Source organism: Acinetobacter sp. NS-4 (genome assembly GCF_037402435.1).
Taxonomy (GTDB): domain Bacteria; phylum Pseudomonadota; class Gammaproteobacteria; order Pseudomonadales; family Moraxellaceae; genus Acinetobacter.
Map to the genome: position 1 here is coordinate 72826 of NZ_JBBEUE010000006.1, position 25859 is coordinate 98684.

The 25859-nt window shown below is 39.4% G+C and carries 27 protein-coding genes and 4 pseudogenes; 13 read left to right on the forward strand and 18 right to left on the reverse strand.

Features of this window, described 5'->3' with window-relative positions:
• Positions 1 to 208 precede the first annotated feature (208 nt).
• Entirely contained in the window at positions 209 to 1021 is an 813-nt protein-coding gene (pcaU, locus tag WAE57_RS06695) for an IclR family transcriptional regulator PcaU (RefSeq protein WP_337709579.1), read from the forward strand.
• A 60-nt stretch (positions 1022 to 1081) separates the two neighbouring features.
• Here the strand turns inward: pcaU and WAE57_RS06700 are convergent.
• Positions 1082 to 1348 (reverse strand): annotated as a pseudogene (locus WAE57_RS06700) (IS5/IS1182 family transposase); the annotation flags it as partial.
• Between the two features lie 86 nt (positions 1349 to 1434).
• On the opposite strand from WAE57_RS06700, the gene WAE57_RS06705 reads away from it, so the two are divergent.
• Positions 1435 to 1683 carry an ATP-binding domain-containing protein gene (locus tag WAE57_RS06705; RefSeq protein ID WP_330848260.1) on the forward strand — a complete coding sequence of 83 codons (249 nt, stop codon included), beginning with the start codon at positions 1435 to 1437 and terminating at the stop codon, positions 1681 to 1683.
• 173 nt (positions 1684 to 1856) lie between these two features.
• On the opposite strand, the gene WAE57_RS06710 is transcribed toward WAE57_RS06705, so the two are convergent.
• Complete coding sequence (locus tag WAE57_RS06710; RefSeq protein WP_337709443.1) at positions 1857 to 3335, reverse strand: PLP-dependent aminotransferase family protein; 1479 nt, start codon at positions 3333 to 3335, stop codon at positions 1857 to 1859.
• A gap of 116 nt (positions 3336 to 3451) precedes the next feature.
• Between WAE57_RS06710 and WAE57_RS06715 the strand changes: the two genes are divergently transcribed.
• A complete protein-coding gene (locus WAE57_RS06715) occupies positions 3452 to 4096 on the forward strand; it encodes an FMN-binding negative transcriptional regulator (protein ID WP_337709446.1) in 645 nt (214 codons plus the stop codon).
• A gap of 26 nt (positions 4097 to 4122) precedes the next feature.
• Positions 4123 to 4719: a GNAT family protein gene (locus WAE57_RS06720; protein WP_337709449.1), complete on the forward strand. Its 597-nt coding sequence runs from the start codon at positions 4123 to 4125 to the stop codon at positions 4717 to 4719.
• Between the two features lie 515 nt (positions 4720 to 5234).
• Here WAE57_RS06720 and WAE57_RS06725 read toward each other — a convergent pair.
• Positions 5235 to 5801 (reverse strand): recombinase family protein, encoded by a 567-nt coding sequence (locus tag WAE57_RS06725; protein ID WP_337709451.1) that lies wholly within the window; start codon positions 5799 to 5801, stop codon positions 5235 to 5237.
• Positions 5802 to 6373: 572 nt separating this feature from the next.
• Between WAE57_RS06725 and WAE57_RS06730 the strand changes: the two genes are divergently transcribed.
• Positions 6374 to 6814 (forward strand): helix-turn-helix domain-containing protein, encoded by a 441-nt coding sequence (locus WAE57_RS06730; RefSeq protein WP_337709453.1) that lies wholly within the window; start codon positions 6374 to 6376, stop codon positions 6812 to 6814.
• A gap of 51 nt (positions 6815 to 6865) precedes the next feature.
• Here WAE57_RS06730 and WAE57_RS06735 read toward each other — a convergent pair whose 3' ends face one another.
• The 4 genes from WAE57_RS06735 to WAE57_RS06750 are packed head-to-tail and all read right to left on the reverse strand — an operon-like array spanning position 6866 to position 10472.
• A complete protein-coding gene (locus WAE57_RS06735) occupies positions 6866 to 8119 on the reverse strand; it encodes an NADH:flavin oxidoreductase/NADH oxidase family protein (RefSeq protein ID WP_337709455.1) in 1254 nt (417 codons plus the stop codon).
• Between the two features lie 9 nt (positions 8120 to 8128).
• Complete coding sequence (locus tag WAE57_RS06740) at positions 8129 to 8515, reverse strand: helicase (protein WP_337709456.1); 387 nt, start codon at positions 8513 to 8515, stop codon at positions 8129 to 8131.
• A 52-nt stretch (positions 8516 to 8567) separates the two neighbouring features.
• Positions 8568 to 9431, reverse strand: coding sequence for an alpha/beta hydrolase (locus WAE57_RS06745; RefSeq protein ID WP_337709458.1), 864 nt, complete (start codon positions 9429 to 9431; stop codon positions 8568 to 8570).
• 24 nt (positions 9432 to 9455) lie between these two features.
• Positions 9456 to 10472 (reverse strand): alpha/beta hydrolase, encoded by a 1017-nt coding sequence (locus WAE57_RS06750; RefSeq protein ID WP_337709460.1) that lies wholly within the window; start codon positions 10470 to 10472, stop codon positions 9456 to 9458.
• A gap of 48 nt (positions 10473 to 10520) precedes the next feature.
• Between WAE57_RS06750 and WAE57_RS06755 the strand changes: the two genes are divergently transcribed.
• The 3 genes from WAE57_RS06755 to WAE57_RS06765 are packed head-to-tail and all read left to right on the forward strand — an operon-like array spanning position 10521 to position 12563.
• Entirely contained in the window at positions 10521 to 10694 is a 174-nt protein-coding gene (locus tag WAE57_RS06755; RefSeq protein ID WP_337709462.1) for a hypothetical protein, read from the forward strand.
• Positions 10695 to 10708: 14 nt separating this feature from the next.
• Positions 10709 to 11512, forward strand: coding sequence for an oxidoreductase (locus WAE57_RS06760; RefSeq protein ID WP_337709464.1), 804 nt, complete (start codon positions 10709 to 10711; stop codon positions 11510 to 11512).
• A 52-nt stretch (positions 11513 to 11564) separates the two neighbouring features.
• Positions 11565 to 12563 carry an NADP-dependent oxidoreductase gene (locus WAE57_RS06765; RefSeq protein WP_337709466.1) on the forward strand — a complete coding sequence of 333 codons (999 nt, stop codon included), beginning with the start codon at positions 11565 to 11567 and terminating at the stop codon, positions 12561 to 12563.
• Positions 12564 to 13146: 583 nt separating this feature from the next.
• Here WAE57_RS06765 and WAE57_RS06770 read toward each other — a convergent pair.
• From WAE57_RS06770 to WAE57_RS06780, 3 genes are all read right to left on the reverse strand, one after another.
• Complete coding sequence (locus tag WAE57_RS06770; RefSeq protein ID WP_086174675.1) at positions 13147 to 13344, reverse strand: hypothetical protein; 198 nt, start codon at positions 13342 to 13344, stop codon at positions 13147 to 13149.
• 67 nt (positions 13345 to 13411) lie between these two features.
• Positions 13412 to 13639 carry a hypothetical protein gene (locus WAE57_RS06775; protein WP_337709469.1) on the reverse strand — a complete coding sequence of 76 codons (228 nt, stop codon included), beginning with the start codon at positions 13637 to 13639 and terminating at the stop codon, positions 13412 to 13414.
• 99 nt (positions 13640 to 13738) lie between these two features.
• Positions 13739 to 13954 (reverse strand): cold-shock protein, encoded by a 216-nt coding sequence (locus WAE57_RS06780; RefSeq protein WP_337709471.1) that lies wholly within the window; start codon positions 13952 to 13954, stop codon positions 13739 to 13741.
• 428 nt (positions 13955 to 14382) lie between these two features.
• On the opposite strand from WAE57_RS06780, the gene WAE57_RS06785 reads away from it, so the two are divergent.
• The gene (locus WAE57_RS06785; protein ID WP_337709473.1) at positions 14383 to 15078 is read left to right on the forward strand and encodes a DUF1826 domain-containing protein; all 696 of its coding nucleotides are present in this window, start codon (positions 14383 to 14385) and stop codon (positions 15076 to 15078) included.
• Positions 15079 to 15379: 301 nt separating this feature from the next.
• Here WAE57_RS06785 and WAE57_RS06790 read toward each other — a convergent pair whose 3' ends face one another.
• The 4 genes from WAE57_RS06790 to WAE57_RS06805 all read right to left on the reverse strand — a co-directional run bounded on the left by WAE57_RS06790 (position 15380) and on the right by WAE57_RS06805 (position 18904).
• On the reverse strand, positions 15380 to 16180 hold the full coding sequence (locus tag WAE57_RS06790) for a sulfite exporter TauE/SafE family protein (RefSeq protein WP_337709475.1): 801 nt from the start codon (positions 16178 to 16180) through the stop codon (positions 15380 to 15382).
• Between the two features lie 44 nt (positions 16181 to 16224).
• Positions 16225 to 16719 carry a flavin reductase gene (locus WAE57_RS06795; protein WP_337709477.1) on the reverse strand — a complete coding sequence of 165 codons (495 nt, stop codon included), beginning with the start codon at positions 16717 to 16719 and terminating at the stop codon, positions 16225 to 16227.
• Between the two features lie 102 nt (positions 16720 to 16821).
• Positions 16822 to 17865 carry a methionine synthase gene (locus WAE57_RS06800; RefSeq protein WP_337709479.1) on the reverse strand — a complete coding sequence of 348 codons (1044 nt, stop codon included), beginning with the start codon at positions 17863 to 17865 and terminating at the stop codon, positions 16822 to 16824.
• 40 nt (positions 17866 to 17905) lie between these two features.
• Complete coding sequence (locus WAE57_RS06805) at positions 17906 to 18904, reverse strand: putative oxygenase MesX (RefSeq protein ID WP_237787408.1); 999 nt, start codon at positions 18902 to 18904, stop codon at positions 17906 to 17908.
• Between the two features lie 416 nt (positions 18905 to 19320).
• On the opposite strand from WAE57_RS06805, the pseudogene WAE57_RS06810 reads away from it, so the two are divergent.
• A pseudogene (locus WAE57_RS06810) lies at positions 19321 to 19719 on the forward strand (epoxyqueuosine reductase QueH); the annotation flags it as partial.
• 25 nt (positions 19720 to 19744) lie between these two features.
• Here WAE57_RS06810 and WAE57_RS06815 read toward each other — a convergent pair.
• Positions 19745 to 21139, reverse strand: a complete 1395-nt coding sequence (locus WAE57_RS06815; protein ID WP_337709482.1) for a methylenetetrahydrofolate reductase C-terminal domain-containing protein — start codon at positions 21137 to 21139, stop codon at positions 19745 to 19747.
• A gap of 402 nt (positions 21140 to 21541) precedes the next feature.
• Between WAE57_RS06815 and WAE57_RS06820 the strand changes: the two genes are divergently transcribed.
• Positions 21542 to 21727 carry a hypothetical protein gene (locus WAE57_RS06820; protein WP_301433350.1) on the forward strand — a complete coding sequence of 62 codons (186 nt, stop codon included), beginning with the start codon at positions 21542 to 21544 and terminating at the stop codon, positions 21725 to 21727.
• Between the two features lie 57 nt (positions 21728 to 21784).
• Here the strand turns inward: WAE57_RS06820 and WAE57_RS06825 are convergent, their stop codons facing one another.
• The 3 genes from WAE57_RS06825 to WAE57_RS06835 are packed head-to-tail and all read right to left on the reverse strand — an operon-like array spanning position 21785 to position 24949.
• Positions 21785 to 22513, reverse strand: a complete 729-nt coding sequence (locus WAE57_RS06825) for an ABC transporter ATP-binding protein (protein WP_337709484.1) — start codon at positions 22511 to 22513, stop codon at positions 21785 to 21787.
• On the reverse strand, positions 22506 to 23729 hold the full coding sequence (locus tag WAE57_RS06830; protein WP_337709486.1) for an FtsX-like permease family protein: 1224 nt from the start codon (positions 23727 to 23729) through the stop codon (positions 22506 to 22508). Before WAE57_RS06830 ends, WAE57_RS06825 begins: the two co-directional genes overlap by 8 nt.
• A complete protein-coding gene (locus WAE57_RS06835; protein WP_337709488.1) occupies positions 23726 to 24949 on the reverse strand; it encodes an efflux RND transporter periplasmic adaptor subunit in 1224 nt (407 codons plus the stop codon). The genes WAE57_RS06830 and WAE57_RS06835 overlap by 4 nt, the downstream gene beginning before the upstream one ends.
• 513 nt (positions 24950 to 25462) lie before the next feature.
• On the opposite strand from WAE57_RS06835, the pseudogene WAE57_RS06840 reads away from it, so the two are divergent.
• Positions 25463 to 25672 (forward strand): annotated as a pseudogene (locus WAE57_RS06840) (biotin/lipoyl-binding protein); the annotation flags it as partial.
• Positions 25662 to 25814, forward strand: a pseudogene (locus WAE57_RS06845) (efflux RND transporter permease subunit); the annotation flags it as partial. The pseudogenes WAE57_RS06840 and WAE57_RS06845, both read left to right, overlap by 11 nt.
• Positions 25815 to 25859: the final 45 nt, after the last annotated feature.

Below are 25859 nucleotides of genomic sequence, written 5' to 3' on the forward strand. Positions count from 1 at the left end.
ACATTCCCTAGTCTTTTAGTTCGATTTCCTTATACGTTCATTTTTTATCATTTTCTGGCGTTGGACTAGATAGTTATATGTTCTTTTGTTCGATGATCGAACAATTTATCTACATATCGAACAAAACCTGATTAATACAGTCTGATTTCACGCTATAGTAAAAATATGCATGCAATAAAATGGAGAAAGAGACAATATGAGTAAAGCAATACAGCACACTGAAAAGCAGCTGCACAATAAAGACAATAAAAAAAGCATTCGGCACGAAGACTTTGTCGCTGGCATCAGTAAAGGCATGGCGATTCTGGACAGCTTTGGTACTGACCGACATCGTTTAAATATTTCTATGGCAGCAGAACGAACAGGCATGACACGAGCTGCTGCACGACGCCATTTACTCACCCTTGAATATTTAGGTTATTTAGAATCTGATGGTCATTATTTCTACCTAACCCCTAAAATTTTAAAATTTTCAGGTTCTTATCTTGGTGGTGCTCAGCTTCCTAAAATGTCTCAACCCTTACTCAATTTGTTGACCAATCAGACATCTTTGATCTTTTCGGTTATGGTGCTAGATGGATATGAGGCTATTACGATCGCTCGCAGTGCAGCACATCAGCAAACAGATCGCGTTAATCCCTACGGTTTACATTTAGGAAACCGTTTACCTGCACATGCAACCTCTGCAGGAAAGATTTTATTAGCAGATTTAGAACGCAATCAGCAAATAGAATGGTTAGAAAAATACCCTCTGCAACGACTGACTAAATATACTATTGTTGACAATCAGCTCTTTCTAGAACTTCTGTATAAAATAAAAGAGGATGATTGGTGCTATTCATGTGAGGAACATGAATTGGGAGTACATGCCCTTGCTGTACCAATTTATGATCATAAGTTTAAAGTAATTGCTGCATTAAATATTGTTTCTCCAACCATTCGAACAAATAAAGACTACTTAGTTCAAAATATTTTACCTTTACTTCAAGAAACAGCTCGAGAACTGCGTAATATTTTATAATTTATCAAGGCTTTGTTGCACAAAGATTTAAAGATTATAGCTACCTGAATCTACTCAGGTTTAAGTGACAATTTGGGTATGAGATCGGCCTAATTCCGTAAATTTATTTAATACTGTCACACGTGCATGAATCTCATTCACTTGGCTTTGAAAGTTCCTAGCACTGAGTTTATCTCCCAATAATTTGATGCAATGCATCTTAGTTTCTACCAAGCTTCGGCGATGATACCCAGACCACTTTTTCCAAATTGTTCTTCCTAGGAATTTGACCGTTTTCAATAATTAATTTCTCTCTAAAGATCTCAGCTTTTTGTCTTTCCAAGGTTCTCATTTTTTCTTGGTGGAATCACTGGACTGAAAGGTGTCTAGGAGAGTGGTGGCAGTCCATTACCTAACTAAAAGGTGTCTGCAAAATCGGTGGCTATTCACATAAAGCTCAAGGACTTGAATATGACTCAGTGAAGATAGTCATTACTGATGCTAATGAAGATGAAATAACTCATAGTATTTTTTATACAGCTATTACAAGGGCTCGTGAACATTTGAAAATTTATTGGACTCCCGAAACCCAACATAATGTTCTAAGAAAACTTTCTCGCATTTCTAATTCTAAAGATATCTATCTTCTTGCTAGTCGAAAACATTTAAAACCAGTAAATTGAAATGAAGGGCTTATATAAAAGCCCCTATTTCCAAATTTTTAACACTCAACTAAAAATTAGAGTCTGTTGACATTTACTGTTCACAATTAAACCTATAAAGGTAGCCATAAAAATATACAGGCTAAAGTAACAGAACTTTGATAATTTCTTTTGAGCTTGTCATAATTTAATGTTTAGTTTAAACAGGTTTGAATCACTTCAGATAAAATTTGAATTGCTCGTTCTAATTGATTTAAATCAAAGTCACCTAGCCCAAGAATCAGTCCAGGCCGTTTACGCGCTTGAGAAAAGGTAGGTGATACAGCTTTGACTGAAACCCCTGCTTCAAGCGCTATTTTTGCAATTTTTAGATCATCCGCAGAGGCTGTTAACCAGAGCACCATGTGCATGCCTTGATCCCCTGACTCAATAAAAGCATATTGTTTTGGAATATAGCGATCAATCAGTTGAATAATCTGCTGACGATTTTCAGCATAAACATTGCGTATGCGGCGAATATGCCGCTCTAAATAACCTTCTTGAATAAATGCAGCCAACACATGCTGATCTGCTGAGGGGGGATGGCGGTCGATCAGTGCTCTAAGGCCACAAAAGGGTGCCACCAAGACTTTCGGTAATACCGCATAGCCTAGCCGTAACGAAGGAAAAAGGACTTTACTAAATGTACCAAGGTAAATGACTTGATCAGGTGCCATGCCTTGCAGTGCGGGAAATGGTTGACCAGTGTAGCGAAGCTCACTGTCGTAATCATCTTCAACAATCCATGCCCGTTGCTGTTTTGCCCATTCAATCAGTTTGTTTCGTTGAGCCAAACTCATCGGCATACCAAGCGGATATTGATGTGAAGGGGTAACAAAGGCAGCGCGAGCATGAGGTGCGAGTTCAATACCTTTTTGGACTTGAATACCTTCTTCATCAACAGGAACGCGGGTGATTTGAAGATGGTGCAACGAGTTTTCAAGAATGGCTGTTGTGCCACGATATGCAGGGTCTTCAATCCAGACAGAGTCATGGTTGGTAAATAAAATTTGGCCACAAAGATACAGTGCTTGCTGAATACCGCTGGTAATCACAATTTGCTCGGGTTCACATTGGACTGAACGGGAGCATCTGACATAGCCAGCAATCGCTGAACGTAAGGCATAGACACCTTGAGGGTCATCATAACCCGAGGGTGCTGCCACACCTCGTGCACGAAAGCGATTTCCAAATTTTCGCCAAACATCACTGGGTTGCGTACGTCCTGTAGGAACAGAGATGGCAAATGGACGGTGAGCTAAGGGCTTAAATTCTTTGAAAATCTCCGCATAAGTTCGCGCAGTATCGGTAAGAAATTCGGCATCAATCTGGTGAGTTGATGCTGTTTGAGGACTTGAGCACTTTAACGCATGAGAGACAAATGTTCCCTGACGTGATCGAGCTTCTAAAACCCCTTCAGCAATTAGTTGATCATATGCCTCAATAATCGTACCACGGGCGATGCCTAAGGTTTGTGCCAGTTCACGGGAAGAAGGTAATGGGTCGCCAGAATGTAAATCACCTTTTTGTACGGCTTCTCTCAAGATATGAATCAGTTGAGTGGTAATCTGCCCATCTGCTTTATTCAGTTTCATAATCGAGGGAAGGTCGATCACTTTTGCAATTCTTGCCATAATTCTGGTCTACTTAAATTAAAACAAACTGGTTCTTTTAATAATCCAGTGAATAGAGGAAATTTACAACAATGAAATCATTTTTGTTTTAAATCGCAATTAAAAGAGTGTAAGCCATGTATATTCCAGCAGATTTTGAAATCCCACAAATTGACGTTATGCATCAGCTTATCAAACAGTACGCATTAGGCATTTTGTTTACGCATGGCATGAGTGGGTTGGATGCGAATCATCTTCCTTTTGAACTTAGTACTGAGCAGTCCGAACTTGGGGTCTTACATGCGCATGTATCGAGACAGAATCCTATTTGGCAAGACATCAAAGATGGTGATGATGTCTTGGTAGTATTTCGAGCAGGAGATGCCTATATCTCTCCACAATGGTATCCGAGTAAACATGAACATCATCAACAAGTTCCAACTTGGAACTATATGGTGATACATGCCTATGGCAAAGTCAAAATTCATGATGATGAGCGTTATGTCCGAGGTGTGGTGGCTCGTTTAACGCGCACACATGAAGCCACACAAGCTGAACCTTGGAAAATGTCAGATGCACCAAAAGACTATTTAGAACCAATGCTGAAAGAAATTGTGGGAATTGAAATCAAAATTACTAAATTGCAAGGCAAAGCAAAATTAGGTCAAAACAAAGAATACCGAGATGTTTTAGGTGTCGCCAATGCCTTAACGCAAAATGGACAGCATGCTATCGGGGGTGCCATGCATCAGGTTGCTGCATCAAAAAAACATAGTCTATAAAATCACAATGAATTGAGGAATCCGGAATGCAATGGATAGAACCAGTGACATTGGTTGGGCAAAATGTCATTTTAAAACCACTTGATGAATCGCATCATCTTGAATTGATTGAGGCTGTACAAGATGGTGAATTATGGAAACTTTGGTACACCTTTATCCCGACCCCAGAGCGGATGTTGGCTGAAATTCAAAGGCGTTTAGATTCGCAACAGAATGGTCAAATGCTGCCTTTTACGGTATTTGAGCGCCACAGTGGCAAAATTTTAGGCATGACCAGTTTTATGAATATTGATGTTGCTCACTGTCGACTAGAAATTGGCTCAACTTGGTATAGACAGTCAGCCCAGCGTAGTGCGGTCAATACCGAATCTAAAAAACTACTGTTGAGCCATGCATTTGAGGTTTTGAATTGTATTGCAGTTGAGTTTCGTACATCCTCATTTAATTTTAAAAGTCGTGCTGCAATTGAACGATTAGGCGCTAAATTAGATGGTATATTGCGAAGCCATCAAATTGTTAAAGACGACATTTTACGAGACACTTATGTGTACAGTATTTTGCGAAGTGAATGGCCAGCAATAAGACAGAACTTGGAGTTTAAATTACAATTATCTTCAAGTTAAGATGAATCATCAAGCTATATAAAAACATGACACAATATTGAGCTTCTATTGTGCTAAATAATGTGAAATCAGTGAGCTAAATGAGCTCACCGATTTTTTATAGCTAATATAATTTACAGCTCGAATAAGATGTTTAATAACTCAGCATCCCTTACGGCACTGTTGCAAATAGAAATTTGAGTCATTGTATTAGCTCTAAATTAAATCAGACACTTCACAATTATGACCTGGTCATAGCACTAGGGTTAAGTAAGGAGTTTCTTATGGAACATATCAAAATCATTACATCTGTTCGATGTAATTTAGGTCAAGAAAAAGCTCATCTTGTTGCCCTATAGTATGCGAACAGGCTCATCAGCTTCTTTTACTGCCAGACATTTATTTTTTAATAGAAAAAATTATGTAAAATTATGAAAGAAACCTATGATAAACAATGCTTTTTACCCCTCGAATGGGCTTTTTTATGGATTTATCATTTGCATAAGTAAATTATAGAATTACCAATTTAAATTGAGTTAATCATCAGCTTTTAAATACCGATAAACAGCCTGCCGGCTAATTCCAAAAGCCTTCCCCAAAGCAGCCTTCGAACTATATTTCCCTTCTGCCCAAGCCTGACGTAAAGCATTCGCCTGATCAGGTTTGAGTTTATGGACCCGACCTTTATATTTACCTTGAGCCGCTGCCAGTTTAATGCCTTCTTTTTGTCGTTCTAAAATAATTTCACGTTCGAACTGAGCAAAAGCCCCCATCAGTTGCAACATCAGGTTATCCATCGGCGTGGCTTGGGCAGTAAAGGTAATTTTTTCTTTGATAAATTGAATCGCAATACCCCGCTTAACCAATTTGTCTACTTCTTCAACTAGATCTTTTAAGCTACGCGCAAAACGATCCATCGAATGTACCACCACCATGTCCCCTTCTCGAACATAGTTCAGCATTTCCTGAAATTTGGGGCGGTCGGTATTTTTACCCGAAGCTTTGTCTATGAACAGCCGATCAATTTCGATGCCTTCAAGTTGGCGTCCCGTATTTTGCTCGACTGAGCTGACTCGGACATATCCCACCTTATGACCTTTCATCTTGCCCTCTACCAGACGCTTATTTCTGTTTATTGTAAATAATAAATATTATATTTCAAAGTTACATGTAACGTATGGATAAAATTAATTTAATTGATACATAAATTTTGGGGTGTTGTCAGTGTTACTTTAGGGTGTACCCTAGATATTTACCATTCTTCGAATGTTTCTGGATTCATCTCATAAAAATGTGAATGGTGTTGTTCAATTTTAAAAATGTATGTTAAATCAAACACATTTTCTTGTTATTATGAAAAATTTGATTATTTCTAACGGATTCATTAACCAAATTTTTCAGTAAAAATGAAAATTATTTTCAAGCTATTAAATTTTATAAATATATTTATGAACTAGACTTTAGGTGAACATAAGTGCAGTAAATAACACCTGCAACTTAGTTCATTAATATTGATATACGGTAAATTTTATTCTTCTTTATATCAAGTTTTACATGATAAAATTTATGAGAACCTATAAGCAAAAATAGAAGTTATTGATGAATAGCTTTTCTTTAATAAGTCAGAGTATGTTACTATTGTTATAGTAGTTACTTTTCAGTTTGTTAATTCCCTATGAGTACAAATACCAGTCTTGAAATCTGCCCAATTGCCAGAAGTTTGTCTGTTTTAGGTGATGCTTGGAGTATGCTGATATTACGAGATGCACATGCAGGTTTTACTCGATTTGACCAATTTCGTAAAAATTTAGGCATTGCTCCGACAATGTTAACTAAACGGTTGTCTGTTTTAGTTGATGAAGGATTACTTGAAAAAAGACAATATTCAGAACATCCTCCTCGTGAAGAATATGTACTCACTCAAGCTGGTCAGGATTTTCTCCCTGTATTATTTGTGATTGGTGCATGGGGACGTAAATACAAACCTTATGAGCATCCTGAAGAAATGGTAACGTTTCTTGATGCTGAAAAAGGTACTGAAATTAAGCCTATTGTGATTGATCAAGTGACAGGAGCCGAAATTGGTACACGACCTATTCGCCAACAAGGTGAATAAAGCTAAAAAGCACCCAAAATGAGTGCTTTTTTCATAGCTTCAACGAATGGTTTAAGATTTTATCCGGCTACGCTGGGTCGCATACGCTCCCCAACCGCTACGTAAAACAGATTTAATAAATGCCCATAAACCACTTTCTTTAGGTTTTGGTGCTTTACCTTGAGCAATACGGTTAAGTTGTTGGGTGTACCAAAGAACTTCCATAATCCCCAGACGATCAATCTTTTTAATTCCTGTTTTAATCGGTTGAACATTTTGTTTGCTATTGGTTCCTGCTAACAAATATTTTGCTGCATCAGGGTCTATTGCCATCAGTCTTGCAATTCCAACCACATCAAATGCATTGGATTCTAGCGCTTGATTCATTCCCTCTGCACTTCTAAAACCACCTGTCACCATTAATGGTGTTATTACATGCTTTCTCACCTTTTCAGCAAAATCTATAAAAAATGCTTCACGGGCAATGGTTGAATATTTCTCTGGTGCTTTAGCTACACCAGATTCGTAAGTACCACCTGAGATTTCAATCAGATCAATTCCTGCGTCCGCTAATGCCTTAATAACCTCTAAAGAGTCTTCTTCCGTAAATCCACCTTTTTGAAAATCAGCGGAGTTGAGTTTAATTGCGATTGGAAAATCTGTACCGACTTGTTTGCGAATCTCTTTATAAACTTCCATTAGAAATTTACGACGTTTTTCAGGTGTACCACCCCACTCGTCCTTTCTTAAATTATGTAATGGAGATAAAAATTGATTAATCAAATATCCATGTGCAGCATGGATTTCAACACCACTAAATCCAGCCTTTTTACATATCAGTGCACTGCGACCAAAACGTTGAATGATCTCTATGATCTCCTCATGAGTTGCTTCATCTGGAGTCGCAAATAAAGATTGCATTTCAACCCCAAATGGCACAGCCGATGCAGAAATATTACGGACATTTAAGCCTTTCGGGGATTGTTTTCCCGGATGGTTGAGTTGCGCCCACAATTGAGAACCTTGCTCGGTAACGCTTTTTGCCCATTTCTGTAAAATTGCAAAATCACGCTCATCCTCGACCACCACATTGCCAGCCTCACCTAAGGCACGTCGGTCGATCATAATGTTACCCGTGATAATCATACCAATCCCTAATGATGCCCAATGCTGATATAACCGTATATGCTTTTCAGTTGGATTATTGGAATAGGTGGCTAAAGTTTCACTGGTTGCTGCTTTTGCCAACCGATTTGGAATCACCACACCATTAGGTAAAGTTAAAGGCTGATTCAGGAGATTCGTTTTTAATTGCAAATGAGTCATGGGCTTCGCTCACACAGTGGAAGATGATTGAGAATGAGGTTGAATAAAGTCCACTAAACTTTGAAACCACATGACATCTACAAAGTTTCCAGTAATCACAAGATCCTCTGTTCTAAGAGCAGTTAGAAACGTATTGACACTATCTTTAGCTGATAACACCGCAAAACCCTTATTACCTGTTTTAAAGGTAAAGGTAAAACTTGGGGACTGGGTTTGTCCTGCGTGAGAACTTAGCTTGCCATTTTTGACTTCAAAATAACGCCCTTCACCACTTGCCGTTTGAATTTGAAATGTGACATTTTTATCTTTCACGTATGCAGCACATTTTGGATTGGTTTTCACAGCCCGTTGTAACAGCTTGGTCAGCATCCACAGCAATAATTTAAATTTCATCATTTTAGCTCTCAGTTCATCAATATATAAAAAACACTAAGGAAATTTAGATCGATTACTCATCTAAAAACTGTATGGCATGCTTCACGAAGCGTTCTGGATACTGAAACTGTGCGCCATGCCCTGCATCTGGGTAAATGAATAGCTGTGCATTTGGAATATTCAGTGCCATCTGATAGGCATTAATGGTCGGAATCATCACATCATCAACACCATTTAAAATGAAAGTAGGTTGTTTAATCTCACGTAAATGTGCAAATGGATCTTGTTCATCAAGCTTCGGTAAAAAGTGCATATTGGCTTCAATCTGAGCCTGCATCACATCAACTGAACTTGCAGGATCCTGATCTTTACGCTGATGTCGACGTTGCCAAAACTCACGCCCTGCTTGAATTGCTTTTGGTGATCGACCAAAGAATAAAAATAGAAAGTCCTCTTCAGAAGGCACAGCAGTTGTTGCATGTTTCAATACCAATGCAGCCACTTCTGGGTCATCACCACGTGGTTTACCGCCTCTTGGCCCCGTACCTAAAAGCATCAGCTTTCTTACAAGTTCAGGATGACGACGTACTAAATCTTGTGACTGAAACCCGCCGAGTGAAAAGCCTAATAAATCAACTTGTTTTAGACCCAATGCACGAATGACTACGGCTGCATCATCTGCCATATCTTCAATACGGGTACGAGGTTGACCTGTAGATGAAGCAATGCCTCGACCATTAAACAAAATGACTTCACGCCCTTGTGCCAAACCATTGGTAATGATTGGGTCCCAGTTGTCTAAACCACCTCGAAAGTGCTGAAGAAAAAATAGCGGTGGTTGCCCTGTGTTTGAGTTACCCCATCGACGATAGGCAAATTTTGCTCCATCTACTTCAATGAATTGGGTCTCGGCTGTTTGGTGTGTAATTGTTGTCATCGTCATTGTCCTAAATTTAAGTTCTTATTTATTTAAGAATGTAAGTGATTGTTTTACAAAATCTTCATGGAACTGGAAAATTCCACCATGACCAGCATCGGGGTAAATAACAAGAGAGCTATTCGGCAAACATTTTGCCAAATCATAGGTGTTCACGGTTGGGACCATTCGGTCATGATCACCATTAGCAACTAAGACAGGTTGTTGAATCACAGAAAGGTCGGAAGGTTTCTTACTGCCCCATTTTTTGAGTGCTTTAAGCTGAGCACGATAGGCAGAAATGGTGATTTCTTTATCGCGGTTTTCGGTACGTTCGTTAATACGTTGAATAAACTGTTTTGCAGCAGCTTTACCATTTTCTGTACGTGTGAAGAAAAGATAAACCTTAGGGTCTTGACCGGTAGCCATTCCACGGACTAAATCCCAATTAGAAATTCGCCCTACGGTACTAATGCCTGTACCTCCCGCAGGGCCAGTTCCCGACAAAATCATTTTTCGAACTAAATTCGGCTGCTTCAAAGCAATCTCTTGTGAAATCATACCGCCCATCGAGAAGCCAAATAAATCAACTTGCTTAAAGCCTTTTGCTTGAATGAAAGCAATCGCATCGTCTGCCATTTGCTCAATCAACTGGGCTGGTTTACCTGTAGAAGCACCGACCCCACGATTATCAAACACCACCACATGATGTTTAGCGGCAATTCCATCAATAATTCGTGGGTCCCAATTATCTAGAACAGCCGCTAAATGATTTAAGAAAATGACAGGTGTTCCACCGTTCTGTTGACCATATTCTCGGTAAGCGAAGTTAACGTCACCTGCACGAATAAATTGAGTCGGTACATCATTCTTCCAATTTGTATCTTGCTCGGCGTGTTGCCCTGCTTGCAGATTGCTAAAGGCACTTGATGACACTTTATGTGCCTGAATTGATGGTTCATTAAAAGAAACCGATGGCACAACCTCTGCCTGAGTTAAGGGAGCACTAAAAATAGATATCGCCGTCAAACTCATAGCCACTGTATTTAATAAAAACTTCATTTCTCTAATCCTCAAATTTAATTCATTGATCTGATTCATCTGTTTTTTATGAGTGATCTTTTAAAGGGAGAAAAGATAAAAAACAGAGTTGGTATCGATTTAGTACCAACTATACACAGGCAAAAATATATTGTCACTATCTTTTTAGTAGTAACTATTTTATTTTTAGATTATGATGAAAAAATCAAGCCGGAATTGATTGGTTCAGGCGACAAAGTTTAAGTAAGGAACATGATATGACCAGTAAAGTAGTTCTCATTACAGGAGCATCATCGGGTATTGGGTTAGCAACCGCAGACCTTTTACATGAGGCAGGATTTATTGTTTATGGCACAAGCCGACAAGCAAAAAACTCATCAAACTATAAATTTCATCTGATTGAGTTAGATGTAAATCAAGATGATTCGGTCACTCAGGCCATTGAAAAAGTGATTGCCAATGAAGGCAGAATTGATGTCTTAATTAACAATGCTGGGTTTGCAATATCACCCGCTGGTGCTGAAGAAAGTTCAATGCAACAAGCACAAGCTATTTTTGATACTAACTTTTTCGGTGCCATTCGAATGACTCGCGCAGTTATGCCACACATGCGTCAGAAAAACTCAGGACTTATTTTAAATATCAGTTCAATTCTTGGACTTGTGCCTATGCCTTTTGGCGCTCTTTATGCTGCGTCTAAACATGCACTGGAAGGTTATTCTGAATCTTTAGACCACGAGTTAAGATCACAAGGCATTCGTGTATCTCTGATTGAACCTGCTTATACCAATACTTCTTTAGGAGTAAATTTACTGGAAGCAGACAATAAAGTTTCTTTTTACGATGAAGCACGTGAAAAGCTACACAAACAAATGATTCATTCAATTAATAAGTCAGATGACCCAAATGTGGTTGCCCATACCATTTTAAATGTCATTGAGAGTCAACATGTTTTACCACGCTATACAGCAGGTAAAACTGCAAAAAACTTAAAAGCCCTTCGACGCTTTGCTCCTGTAAAAGTCTTTGACAAGTTAATTCAGCGAAGCATGAATGTGTAGTACAGAACCAAAATCTAAAACATTAAAAAGTTCAAAATAATAGAGGTTCCAAATGAAAGCAGCTTATATAACCCGCTACGGCAATATTAATGATGTACAAATTGATGAACAACCGAAACCATCTCTAACCGAAAATGCGGTTCTTGTTAAAGTGCATGCAGCCAGTATTAACCCACTCGACTTAAGAGTTTTAGAAGGTGAATTTAAAGCAATTCTGCCCGTCCCATTTCCTTTCATCTTAGGCAATGACTTTGCAGGTACTGTCGTAGAGGTAGGCTCGAAGGTGTCGCAATTTAAAGTCGGAGATGAAGTCTATGCCAAGACAGATCTAAACGGTGCTTTTGCAGAATATACAGTCGTTCAACAGTCATCACTAGCGCTTAAGCCACAAAATATTTCTATGGAACTCGCTGCTTCTCTCCCTCTTGTTTCATTGACTGCATGGCAAGCTTTGGTCGAAATTGCGAAAGTTCAAGCAGGCCAAAAAGTATTGATTCATGCTGGTTCAGGCGGTGTTGGATCAATTGCTATTCAGCTTGCAAAATACTTAGGTGCAACTGTTGCAACAACCACAAGTGGAAAAAATCTCCACTGGGTCAAAGCATTAGGTGCAGACACGATCATTGATTACAAAACGACAGATTTTGAGCAAGTCCTGAAAGACTATGACGTAGTTTTAGATACGCAAGGTGGAAAAACTTTAGAGAAGTCTCTAAATGTCCTTAAACGTGGTGGTCGTATTATCAGTATCTCAGGTCCACCTGATCGTGAGTTCGCAGAAGCAATCAAAGCCAACTGGTTACTGAAATGTATTATCCCTCTTTTAAGTTGGTCAATCCGCAATAAAGCAAAAAAAAGAGGCATCACCTACTCATTTTTGTTTATGCAGCCGAATGGTCAACAGTTATCTGAAATTTCAAAATTAGTCGAGTCGGGGAAAATAAATCCAGTAGTCGATAAGACTTATGAATTCAGTGAGATTAAAGATGCTTTCAAATATGTGAATACTGGTCGAGCAAAAGGTAAAGTAGTGGTAAAAATTTCAGAATAAATTCAGGGAAAAGAGAAAAAAGGCATCTTTTGATGCCTTTTTCTCAATAAACGAGAGTAGGCTTCAATCGAAGGAAAGAACTTATGATTTTAATTTTAGTTTAAAAAAAAAGCTTAGGTTCATGAACTATGATTATTTAAGTAAATTAATTTATCGAAATAAATTATTGAAAATAAAATATAAATTTTAATAATTTATTGTGAACTAGAATTTAGGTGAACATAAGTTAAATAAGATATTACGTAAAACGCTTACCTCTTATGATGTTGTTCATAAAAATTAATTATGAAATTTTCAGCAGAAATTAAAGCTAATTATGAAAATAAAACCCACTTTGACAAAATTTCATAATTAGCTTTAAAAAATCAATCAGCCCAGTTTATAAGAACTGGGCTGACGGTGGTTCTTGTATAGCCTGCATATAAGAGAAACGCATCTGAAAAGGATTTTTGACTTGTATATTTTACTTGTCTAAAAAATAAGACTGTTCTCCCACTCTGAAACTTGGCAGATCCTTTGCACACACTGGATCATACGCAACATATACTTGTGGTAATAATGATCTAACATAAATTATTATTATCTATAAGATTTTAAAAATTTTTCCACTCAAAGTACTTTGGAAAAACATTTCAAAACCAGGTCGAATATCTTCACCATCAACGGTGATATATTTTATATTCGAATGAGATTGCGTGTTGGCAAACTGATGATCCACTGTTGCTTGAATAGCGTGTTTAACACCAAACTGATCTTTCACGCTGAGACTCTGTTTAAACATATATACCCTTAATAAAATTGTAGTGGGAAAAATAAACTCAAATTATTGATGTTTATTAATTTTATCTCTAAATAACTTTATTATTTAATTTAAATAACTGATTTAGAGAAGTGTAAAATGTACGGCCATCCAAATTTAAATCAACCTCGATTCCCGATGAAAGAAGAACTCTTTTACCGACTTCAATTTGTTTAAAACCTTGACGTGTATTCTGCATTTTATTGAGGGGAATTAATGAAACAATAATTTCAGTACCATTTTTAGATTTTGCAATTAAATCATTTATTTTTAACAACTTATATCCTATTTTTTAGAGATTTTTTCAATTTTGAAAACAAATTTTAAAGTATAAAAAAAGCACTCATGAGTGCTTTTTATTACTTCCTATTATTACTTAGATAGCAACAATATTTACAGCATTCGGTCCTTTTTGACCTTGAGCTATACTGAATTCAACTTGCTGGCCTTCAAGTAAGGTTTTGAAACCTGAACTCGAGATTTCGCTGAAATGAGCAAAAACGTCTGGACCTGATTCTTGTTGAATGAAACCAAAACCTTTAGTTTCGTTGAACCACTTAACAGTACCTTTAACAATATTTGAGTTTGACATAATATATCCTACTAATTTTTAATAATTTTTTAGTCATTTTGTTGACCGATTATAACTTTGAAATAATAAAGAATGAGACTTAAAATCTGAAAAAAACGAAGGATTATGACTAAAACTGCGATACTTAAAGAAGATTTACCGAAACAAGACTTTTTTCTAGTTAAGTTAACTATACACTAAAAATCGATTTAATCAAGTTTTTTTATATGCATATTTATTTTTTTTATAAAAAAGTATTGCCTATCCACTTAGTAAGTTTGATAAGTAATGAATGCGATTTTGTGCCAAATGGCACTTTTATTTTTCACGATCTGAAAAACCGAAAATGCTGTCGTCTATAAAATTGTCCTATGTCCTTAATCATTCTCCATCTCTATAGCGCTGAGTGTATATAATTAGACATGATTAATGAGTAATTTCATTCGGGTATGACGAATACATTTTCTGGCAACAATCAAATTAGTGTGGTTTCAACTTTTTCTGAACTTGTTCATTCAAATTTTCAAGACGATATAAATGCCATTTGCTGGTCTAGAAATTTGGCGGGTGATTTTAAAGAGATTGTCGCTAAACTTTATTTAAAAGAGAACATTACGGAAGTTTCTATTGAAGATCTTTTGGCGCTTCAGCTTTCAGAAAATGGTCATCTGGCTAGAGAAATTATCTTAAAGGATATGCAACTTTTAACCGATTTTGGTGCATCCCCTTCTCTGAATTTGCTTAAAAGTTATGAACGGGATGATGAACTGGATTTTATTTCGACAGATGTCTATTCCTTTCATGTCGATCGCTCACCGATTGGTACAGATACCTTTTTATGTACCTATTACGGTGCTGCAAGCGATATTTTGCCGAATGATCAGGTCGAGCAAAAGATTTTGATTCCTGAAATTAGAGAAAAACTTCAAGCACTATATGACGGCGCAGAAGCAGGATTTGAAAATTTTTTAGAAGAATATTTCTTTGATCTGCATTACCAACCTAAAGCTGATGCAAAACCTGTGAATTTAGGCCTAGGACATCTTTGGCGCTTGGCAGTCGATCATCCAGCACAGCAAGTTTTGCCTTGTGTACATAGAGCGCCTGTAGAAAACAATGTATATCGTCTGCTGTTGATTTGTTAATGATTTATTAGAATTTTTTCTAAAGTCAAAAATGCTCATCAATTGACTTTAAATTAATATTGAAAAGTCCCTTCTCCCACTGGGATGAGCAGCAACGCTGTGCAAGAGGATGAGGGGAATTTCTCATACAAATCCTCTCCCTCTTGCGCGTATTAACGCTCATCCTTTTCAAAGGAGAGGGAATTCTCATTGTGAATCAAATATTTTTCAAAACTCGACTTATGCAAAAAGCCTAATACAAATTTAATTCCTATAAAATAATAAAGCCCAGATATAGTGAGCTTTATTTGCTGATAATGATTTAATTGAAGCCCTTAAACAGGAAAAAGCATCCTACAATAACTAACAATAAGGCAAAACATTTTTTAAGCACTTGTGGTGATAATGCATGCGCTGTTTTTGCACCCAACTTTGCGGTAAAGAAACTCATGAGGCTGATGCCTAAGAATGCATAAGTATGTACATAGCCTATACTATTGGGAACAGCCGCATGCGCTTTCATCCCAAAAATCATAAAGCCCAAAGCACCTGCAATCGCAATTGGTAAACCACAAGCAGCCGATGTTCCGACCGCCTTTTGCATCACCACACCATAACGGGTGAGATATGGCACAGTGACACTACCACCGCCAATCCCAAAAATGGCTGAAGCCACACCAATCACAGAACCTGCAGCAATTTGTTTACCTGTTGAAGGCAAAGACTTTGTTGGATCGACTGCCTTTTTAGCACCAGTAAACATGGTATATGCTACCCAAATCAAGAATAAACCAACAATGAGTTGAAGATGTATTCCTGAAAGCCATCCTGCAATGGCTGCTCCGGCAAAACAGCCGATCGCCATCGGTGGCGCCAGGTTTTTAAATACCGGCCACATCACCGCACCATTTTTATGGTGTGCCATCAATGAGCTAATCGACGTCACCACAATCGTCGCGAGTGAAGTCCCTAACGCCAAATGCATAATGACATCAGGACTGTAATCCATTTGGGTAAAGACGATAAACAAGAGTGGGACGATAATCGTACCACCACCGACACCGAAGAGACCTGCTGCAAATCCAGCAAGTGCCCCGATGATTAAAAAAATAATAAGTTCCACGATATGCTGACTTTTAAAGAATGGAGTATTGAAGCAATGAGTAATTAAGCGAGTTCGAGTTGACTGACTTGATGATAAGCACGGTTAAAATAGACTAGGCTTTCTTCTTGCTGACTTTGTTTAATCGCTACGATACGACATAAAAATATACTATGCGTGCCCACGTTTTGAATCTCTTCAATTTGACAATCAAAACTAACAAGTGCATCTTCGAGAATCGGAGCACCTGTTTTTAGTGTTGTCCAAGCACCTAATTGAAATCGCTGTTCAGAACTGAACTTGCTCGATGCAAATGCATTGGAGATCTGTTCGTGCTGTGTGCTGAGTACATTCACAGACAGAACTTTATTTTCAATAAAATGTGCATGTGAGCGAGATGATTGATTCATGCAAACCAGTAATGTCGGCGGTGTATCGGTCACACTACATACGGCGGATGCGGTAAAACCATGCATCCCGGCCGACCCTTGTGTGGTGATTACATTCACAGCAGTGGTTAACAAGGACATTGCATTTCTAAAGTCGGTTGCTTCAATCATCTCTTCTATCTCAAATGTATATATGGCTTGTCTCTTACTCAAGTCAGGGAAATGGATAATTTGATATATCATCCACCCTGCACTTATTGAGACAGCTTAGAATTAAGCGGTCAGTTCTTGACGAACAATGGCAGCACCTGCGCTTAATGCTTCGAGTTTGCCGCGAGCGACTTGACGAGATAAAGGTGTCATACCACAGTTGGTTGAAGGATAAAGTTTGTCTGCATCGACGAACTGAAGCGCCTTACGTAAAGTATTTGCTACTTCTTCAGGGGTTTCGATTTGGTTGGTCGCCACATCAATCGCCCCAACCATGACTTTTTTGCCACGAATCAGTTCAATCAAATCCATCGGTACACGTGAATTTTGACATTCAAGAGAGATGATATCCAACTTAGATTGTTGCAGCTTAGGGAATGCTTGCTCATATTGACGCCATTCATTGCCTAAAGTCTTTTTCCAATCAGTATTGGCTTTAATCCCATAACCGTAGCAAATGTGTACCGCAGTTTCACATTTCAAACCTTCAAGCGCACGCTCTAAAGTTGCCACGCCCCAATCATTCACTTCATCGAAGAACACGTTGAACGCAGGCTCATCAAACTGAATGATATCTACCCCAGCTGCTTCTAGTTCAAGTGCTTCCTGATTCAATATTTTGGCAAATTCCCACGCCAATTTCTCACGGCTCTTATAGTGACCATCATAAAGCGTGTCAATCATAGTCATCGGACCAGGTAACGCCCATTTGATGGGTTGATTGGTTTGGCTACGCAAGAATTTCGCATCATCAACAAAAACTGCTTTTTTACGGGAAACTTCACCCACCACTGATGGCACGCTAGCATCATAACGGTTACGGATACGCATGGTTTCACGCTTTTCAAAATCCACACCTTCAAGATGTTCGATGAACGTGGTAACAAAATGCTGACGGGTTTGTTCACCATCACTGACAATATCAATGCCAGCATGCACTTGTTCATGCAAAGACAATTTTAATGCATCACGTTTTGCCTCTAAAAGCTCTTCACCTTCAAGTTTCCAAGCTGACCAAAGCTTTTCAGGTTCAGCGAGCCAAGAAGGTTTCGGTAAGCTGCCTGCTGTTGATGTTGGAAGTAACATTTTTGGTTGTACAAGTGCCATGTCTAATCTTCTTTCTCTAAATTTGTTTATATGTGATGTATTAGGCAGCTTGATTTTGCTGAGCATTGGCTACAGTGAAGTTAGCAGCCCACTGTTCAAGAATGTCTTTATAGGGTTTGATGAAGTTTTCTTCTGTCCATTTACCTTGTTTTACCGCCAATTCACTACGTTCAACACGGTCATAGACAATACGAGTCAATGAATAATCCCCATAGCTCAAGCTTGGCTGATACACCACACCTGCAGGTGAATTGGTATTATAAATTTCAGGACGATAGATTTTTTGGAAGCTTTCCATGGTGCTGATCGCACTGATCAATTCGAAATCGGTATAATCACGCAACAAGTCGCCTGCAAAATAGAATGCCAACGGCGCATTACCATTTTCAGGTTTGAAATAACGCACGCTTAAACCCATTTTTGCGAAGTATTCATCGGTACGTGAGTAATCATCGTTGGTATATTCCACACCTAATATCGGGTGAACATTGGCAGTACGGTAATAGGTTTTAGTCGTTGAAACACTTAAACAGATCACAGGTTGTTTGTTAAATTCCGCTTTAAAGACCTCTGAATTCACGAGATGTTGATACAGCTTGCCGTGCAGGTCTCCAAAGTCTTCAGGCTTTTCATTGAACTTGCAACCAAGTGATGGCAATACCACACTAAAGTCATAATCACGCACATAAGATGAAAAGCTGTTGCCAATCATGCCTTCAATACGTTCATTGGTATGATGATCGATAATGGTACTTTTTAAGGTTTCAATGAATGGGAAAGTTTGACCATTGCCTTCGATATCAATTTCTGCAGAGATGATATCGATTTCAAGTGAATAACGATCACCCTTTGGATTATCGACCGTTGCCAAGCTATTGAAACGATTGTTGATCATTGCAAGTGTACGACGAAGATTTTCTTGGCGGCTTTCACCACGTGCCAAATTGGCAAAGTTGGTGGTTAAACGTGTATTGTTTGCTGGCTCGTAGTTCTCATCAAAACGGATTTTTTTAATTGAACATGCAAATTTATTGCTCATGGTATTCACTGCCCTAATTTCTAAAAAACAAAATCAAAATTTCTGTATGGAGCAATTTATACGTGAATTCAAAGATGAATAAAAATGATTTAACCTCAATACAAAGTGAGTAAAATTCATGTTTAGCAGTATGATTCAATGAAATTCATTCAAACAGCTGAAATTAAGAGAGGATTATCCGAGTAATAATCACTACTACAACAAAATACAATTAATTAAATAACAATAACTTATTATACTTTTATCAATAAAACTTAATAGCAGCATCTAAAGCCTACAAACTGAATCCAATACATGTTTATTCAGATTTAAGTTCTAATGAGGAAAGCTTGAATTTCATTCAAAGTGAATCTAGCTCATTTTAAGATGAGAAAAGATCAACCTATTCATTCTTTTTAGACCAAGCAAATCACTAGAAAGGTATGGAGAATGAACCTGAAAAAGGCATCCGCTGTACCATGTGTTTTGATATGCGCTTTGAACGCACTGCCCTGTATGTAGCAGAAAATGGTTTTAGCCTGATCAGTAGCTCATTGGGTATTTCACGCTGGAAAAATATGAAACAGATTAATGATTGTGGTCATCGTTCTGCTTCACATTACCCAGGTATTACTTATTGGGACTATAACTGGCGTAAAAATGGCGGTGCTGTGCGTATGCTAGAAATCAGTAAAAATGGAGAATTTTATCAACAGGAATACTGTGGTTGTGTGTACTCACTTCGTGACACTAACCGCTGGCATATGAGCCAAGGGCGTGATCGTATTAAATTTGGGGGGAAATTCTATTCTAATGCCATGGATGATGAAGATTAACAATGATCCTTTAAGTAATAGTCCTTTAAACCTCTGTCGCTAAATACCAATTCTTCCAAGAACTGGTTCCGCGCACTTCAATCGGTACAGTTGGAATCAGTTTTTCTTTTAACACTTGGGTTTGTTCTACCGCCTTGGCGAGTCTTGCTTTAACCGAATGAATACATTCTCGATCACCAAATTCACAGCGGTCTAAGCTTGTCCCGCCGCACGGCCCATTGGCTAAACCTTTCGGGCAAGTTTCAGGACAGATATATAATGTATCTCCCAAACGACACTGCCCGCAGCTTTCACAGCCGACAATACTATGTTTGCTGATGAATTCAGTTTTCAGCAAGGTTTTTGCAGCAGCCTTGCGTTCCCAAAATGGCGCTTTAAAAATAAAGCGGCCGACACCCTTAGCAATTTTTGAATCAAATAAAGCATCATGCATTAAATGTAATTGATAATATTTAATCATCTGACTAGATGATGGCTGGCGGGAAAAAGAAGATAGTTCCGGTATGAACTCCTTCCCCGTTTTAATTTTCCATAAGGACATCCATAGCGATTCAAGCGCATCTAAACCCAGATGCCGATATTGCTCAATATAGCTTTCTAGCAGCATCTGTTCTTCAGGCTTATGACAGGCAGATAAATCAACACCGGCAAATCCAAGCTGTTTGCACATCAAAATTTGTAAAGCACAGCGCAAATAAACCCGCTCGCTCAGTCCGGCTTGTTTCTCATCTGCCAATACTTTGAGCATATGCGGCGTAATGACAATCCCTGCAACTTTATTTTTTACCATAAAGTTGGCGCGCGCCAAACTGAGCGGCATCACACATGCGAGGATTTTCTGTGCGTAATGGTGGCGTTTTAAAAATGCCTTAACCTGCTTGAGCGCATCAATGTCATAACCCAATTGCGTGATAATAAAATCAGCACCCGCTTTAATCTTCTTATGCAGTTTTAAGTACTGGGCATCGCGTTCTGCTTCAACATATTTAAATGGGTTAAATGCAACGCCAATGCAAAATCCGCCAAATTGTTTGGCCGCCATAACAGCATTCACCGACTCCAGGTATCGGCTACGCTCTGCTCCGTCTTTTCCATCATGATGTTCTTTTAGCTTGTCGCCTGTCAGCAATAAAAGATTGTTGATATTAGCCGCCTTAGCTTGCTGTAGGAATAACTCAAAATCCTGAATATCCCGTCCTTTGCCAGCAAAATGCAGAACCTTTTCCACTGAGTTTGGATATCGCTTACTCGCTTCAAGCGGCGCCATATCATGATCTGAATGAACACGGTCTGCCAAAGTCATTACAGCAGGATAGCCAGCAAATGCCGTTTTTACGGGAAAAATCTCATTTAATGAAGTGAGATATTCCACCAGAATACAAAACTGGTTTTTTTGAAAAAAGGAGGATAATTGGGGCATATACAAAGTAGATCTAAAGGATCAGAAAGAGATTGAACTGAATTATAGGCCAGAAAGATTGAAATACCACTTGTCACTACCAATAAATAGCGGTGGCAGAAGTTATACCTATTAAATGGTAGTTATTCCCAAATCTCTTTTGTTACCTCATTCATCAGCTTGATTTTCTTGCATTGGGTAAAACATTCATCTAAAAAAACTATCAAATGAAAATCAAATTATGCTGAGCTGCGTAGACCAGTCATCCACGAACACCAACATTAACACAAGCCACAATTTATAAAATCAAGCAGCTTATAAACACAACAGTGTAATTACAGCTCTCCAATACAATAACAAGAATATTCAGATAGAGATGCAGCTAAGCGTACCCGGTATCCATATTTTAGAAGGTAAATTCTTATGATTAATCCAGATAAAGAAATCGATGAAGAAGTGAATGAAGAATTTCCAGAAGAGGAATTAGACCCGCAAGAAAAGCAGGATCGGGAGATTCAGCGTGGTCAGTTAGGCGTAGACAAAGACCCACAGATAAAACGAGACCAGATCCGTCAGAGACATGAGGACGAAGAGGATCAGAATTTATAATCCTCGATGAGTTGATTAATCTGAGTCAAAAATGAATGGTTACCTACTCTTCAGCTATTACTCAGATACTTCTTCAACCGGCTGCACTCTCGTATCACTTTGAATCAGGCCATCGACCAAGTTAATGGTTCGATCACACATCGCTGACAGACGCGGATCATGAGTAACCAAAAGTACAGCGCAATCCCGTTCCTGATGCACTTTACGAAATAGTGCAAACATATCTTCAGCGGTTTGCGTATCCAGATTTCCGGTCGGTTCATCTGCCAGCAATAAAGCCGGATTGGTAATTAAAGCCCGGGCAATGGCAACACGTTGTTGTTGTCCACCAGACAACTCATTTGGTTTACGGTCAGCAAACTTTTCCAGTCCGACAGCTGCCAGTAATTCAAGTGCCCGCTCAATCATCTGCTTATCAGGTCTGCCGTGGGTCAACATTAAAGGCATCAAGATATTATGCAGTGCAGTAAAAGCCTGAATCAGGTGATGAAATTGGAATACAAAGCCAATACTGTTACCTCGTAGTGCAGTCCGTTCAGTATCATGCATTTTACTGGTTGGCTGCCCCAGCAAATACAATTCCCCACTACTCGGCTGATCCAACAGCCCCAAAATATTTAATAAGGTACTTTTTCCGGAACCTGAAGGACCAATCAGCGCAGTAAAATCTTGCCGTTCTATACATAGATCAATGCCGTGCAAGACTTCCACCTCATTGGGCTGACCGATGTTATAGGATTTTCGCAGCGCCTCTAAACGCAAGACCTCCTGAAACTGCTCAGACATGACGAATTGCCTCCACTGGATCCAGCGCTGCTGCACGACGAGCAGGAACTGCTGCTGCCAATACCCCCGTCAATGTTGCCAATAACAATGCTAAAAATACCAGTTCAATTGGTACTGGAATATAAAACAGGCCGGGACCAAAATTATTAAATATCCACACAAGTCCATAGCTGGCAGAACTACCAATTGCGGAGCCAATAAGGCCAAAAATCGCGCCCTGAAATAGAAATACTCTTAAAATTTGCGATTGAGTCGCACCAGTCGCACGCAAAATACCAATTTCCCGGGTTCGCTGTACCACGCTCACCGACATGACGCTGGCAATACCAAAAGCCACGGAAACGGCGACGAAGATAATAATCATATTGGTGGAAAGGCTCTGTGATGAAATCGCATTCATCAACTGGGCATTGCTTTCAATCCAGCTTTCAGCCTGTAAGGAGGTTAAGCGCCCTACCTGATCCGCAATCTGATCGGCCTGAAAAAGGTCATTCACTCTCAGATCAATCACGGTCACTCCACCCGGCAAATTCAGCAAGGATTGTGCCTGTTTTAAATCCAGATACACGTAGCGAGCGTCTAGTTCACGTACCCCAAGCTCAAATATCCCGGCAATATTGACCAAGGTACTCTTTTCCTGTCCGGTATCCAGCCGCAACTTGCTACCGACCTGAACACCGAGGTCATTGGCCAATTCACTGCCAATCATCACATCATCCGCACCTACTCGCAGCTGACCACTTTGCAAGTATTCCTTTAAAGGAATAATCTGCTGATAACGTTCTAGATCAATACCGACCAGCGCGACAGATTCTATGGCTTCACCACGCTGCACCAGTGCGGGACCAGAAACCGTCGGGGAAACTGCAGTCAATATTGGCAACTGATCCAGTGTGGTCATGATTTGCTGCCAGTTATTAATCGAACGGAGTCGCTGGGCACGTTTATCTTCCAGTAGAAGCTGGGTCACCCCTTCTTTAGTCGGTGCCACCTGATTGACTTCATCCGGGGACAATAGGCGAATATGCGCCTGCGTACCTAAAGTCCGGTCGACCAGATTGGATTGCAGGCCTTGAATCAAGGCAGTAACAAACACAATCACAGCCACGCCTACTGCAACACCAACAGTAATCATGATGGACTGTGCCCGGCCTTCACGTAAGAAACTGACCGCAATTGTCCATTCGGTCCATAGCCGTCCGAAAAAGTTTTTCAATCGAATTTCACCGGTATTTCGTTTTTGGTACTGCTTTGGTTCGCAGGATTTTTAGTTAAGCTATTTTGTGGCTTTAAACGCACCCGCGTGCCATCTTCCAAAGAAGCATCTGGATTAGCCAATACCTGATCACCTTCCTTTAAGCCAGAAGTGACTTCTGTGCGATCCAGTCCGCGCATCCCCAAAGTCACCTGCTGGCGTTGGACTTTGCCATTGCGTACCAGTAGTACCGTGGCTTTATCTCCTTTTAGTCCAGTTAAAGCATCATTTGGAATGACTAAAGCCCGCTCGCGGCTACCCGTTTCTATATTCACCGATACGGTCATATCCTGACGTAGAAAATCAGGTACTGGATTTACTGTGAGCTTAAGTTCTACTGTACCGCGTTGAGGATCGACACTTGGAGCAATAAAATTAATCCATGCTGGGAAAGTTTGGTCAGGATAGGCATCGGCAATCACCGTGGCTTTTTGCTGTAAAGCCAGGCGGGATAGATTACGTTCATCCAGAGGTACACGGATTTCGGTATTACCATCGAGTGCAATGGTAAATAAGCTCTGGCCGGGCTGCACCAGATCGCCCGGTTCAACATTCCGGGTCAGCACAGTGCCTGCCGCCGTTGCACGGATTTTTGTCTTGTCCAGTTGGGCACGTGCCACAGCGAGCTTCTCGCGTAATGAAGCCTCTTCAACCTGACCCGATGCCAGTGCGGCTGCTTTTAAACGTGCTGTTTCAAAGTTATTACGTGCAACTCTTTCAGCTTCTACCGCCTTTTCAATTTCCTCAGCCGAAAGGATGCCTGCCTCGGCATTTCGTCTACGGTTGGCTTCACGGCTGGCCTGTTCAAGCTGGGCTTTGGCGGATGATAATTCTGCTACTGCCTGCGGATGTCGGCTTGTGGCTAATTCGGTCAACGCAACTTCTGCCTGGCGGACCTGGGCAGCCAATTCATCTGATTTCAGTACTAACAACAGGTCACCCGGCTTAACTTGATCCCCTTCCTGAACGCGTCGCTCTAACACCACACCAGTAATTTCACTGCCGACATCGGCACGCGAAACGGTAGCAACACGTCCTGTCGCCACCACATTTTGTACCAACGGCATAGCGCTTAAGGTATAGCTCGGTAGTTCTGGACCTCTCCACCAGCGGAAAAGTGCAAAACCCACTGCCAGTATCAGCAGAAGAACAATCAAAATTTTATAGCGGGCAGCACGCAAATGGACATCTCCGATAGGATTTTTAACTGCATATTCAATTAAAAAGATGTAGAAGTATTTAGTGTTTTCGTAATATGTAATTTTATTAAAAAAATAGTAATTTTGAAATATTCTTTTTTATCATAAATTTAGATTATTAGAATTTAATGAATAGTAGGTTTTTATATTATTAAAGTCTCGTTTTAAGGATTGTTCAAAGATGTCACCAATATTCTCATAGTCATCTTCAGTCACAAGGATAGTTTTATTTTAGTTGAGAGAAAAATACGGATACATAATAATTTTCCCTCCCAAAACAAAGCATGCTATTAAAATTGCTGTGCTTCTTGCTGTCTCCAGACAATCTGCATAATTTAAACACCACATTTAAACAAACAGAATAATAATTGTAGGTGCTTTTCTCATGGATAAACGAGTGTACTCCCCTTTGCTCTTGTTGCTGTGCATCTGTATGGGCTTGACGGCTTGTCATAACTCAGAAGACTCTTAGCAGCAAACGGCGATAGCACTGCGGCGCAAGTGAGTATTTTCAAAGTACAGCCGCAAAGTGTGAATTTCAGTGAAAACCTACCGGCGCGTGTTCAAGCCTATAAAATTGCAGAAATTCGTCCTTAAGTGGGCGGGATTATTGAAAAAGTATTATTTACTTAAGGCTCTGTAGTTAAAGCAGGCCAAGCTTTATTTAAAATTAATTCAGCCACCTTTCAGGCAAATGAGCATTCCTCAATTACCGATTGCACGTTATCCCTCTGTCGCACCGCTTCAGATCAGTATCACTGCCATATATCCAGGCGCGACACCACAAACGCTGAATGACAGTGTGATTTCTTTAATTGAAGATGAAATTACATCTTTACGAGCTTTATAAGATTTTAAAATTCAAGAATAAACGTTATTCAATCTTCTCATT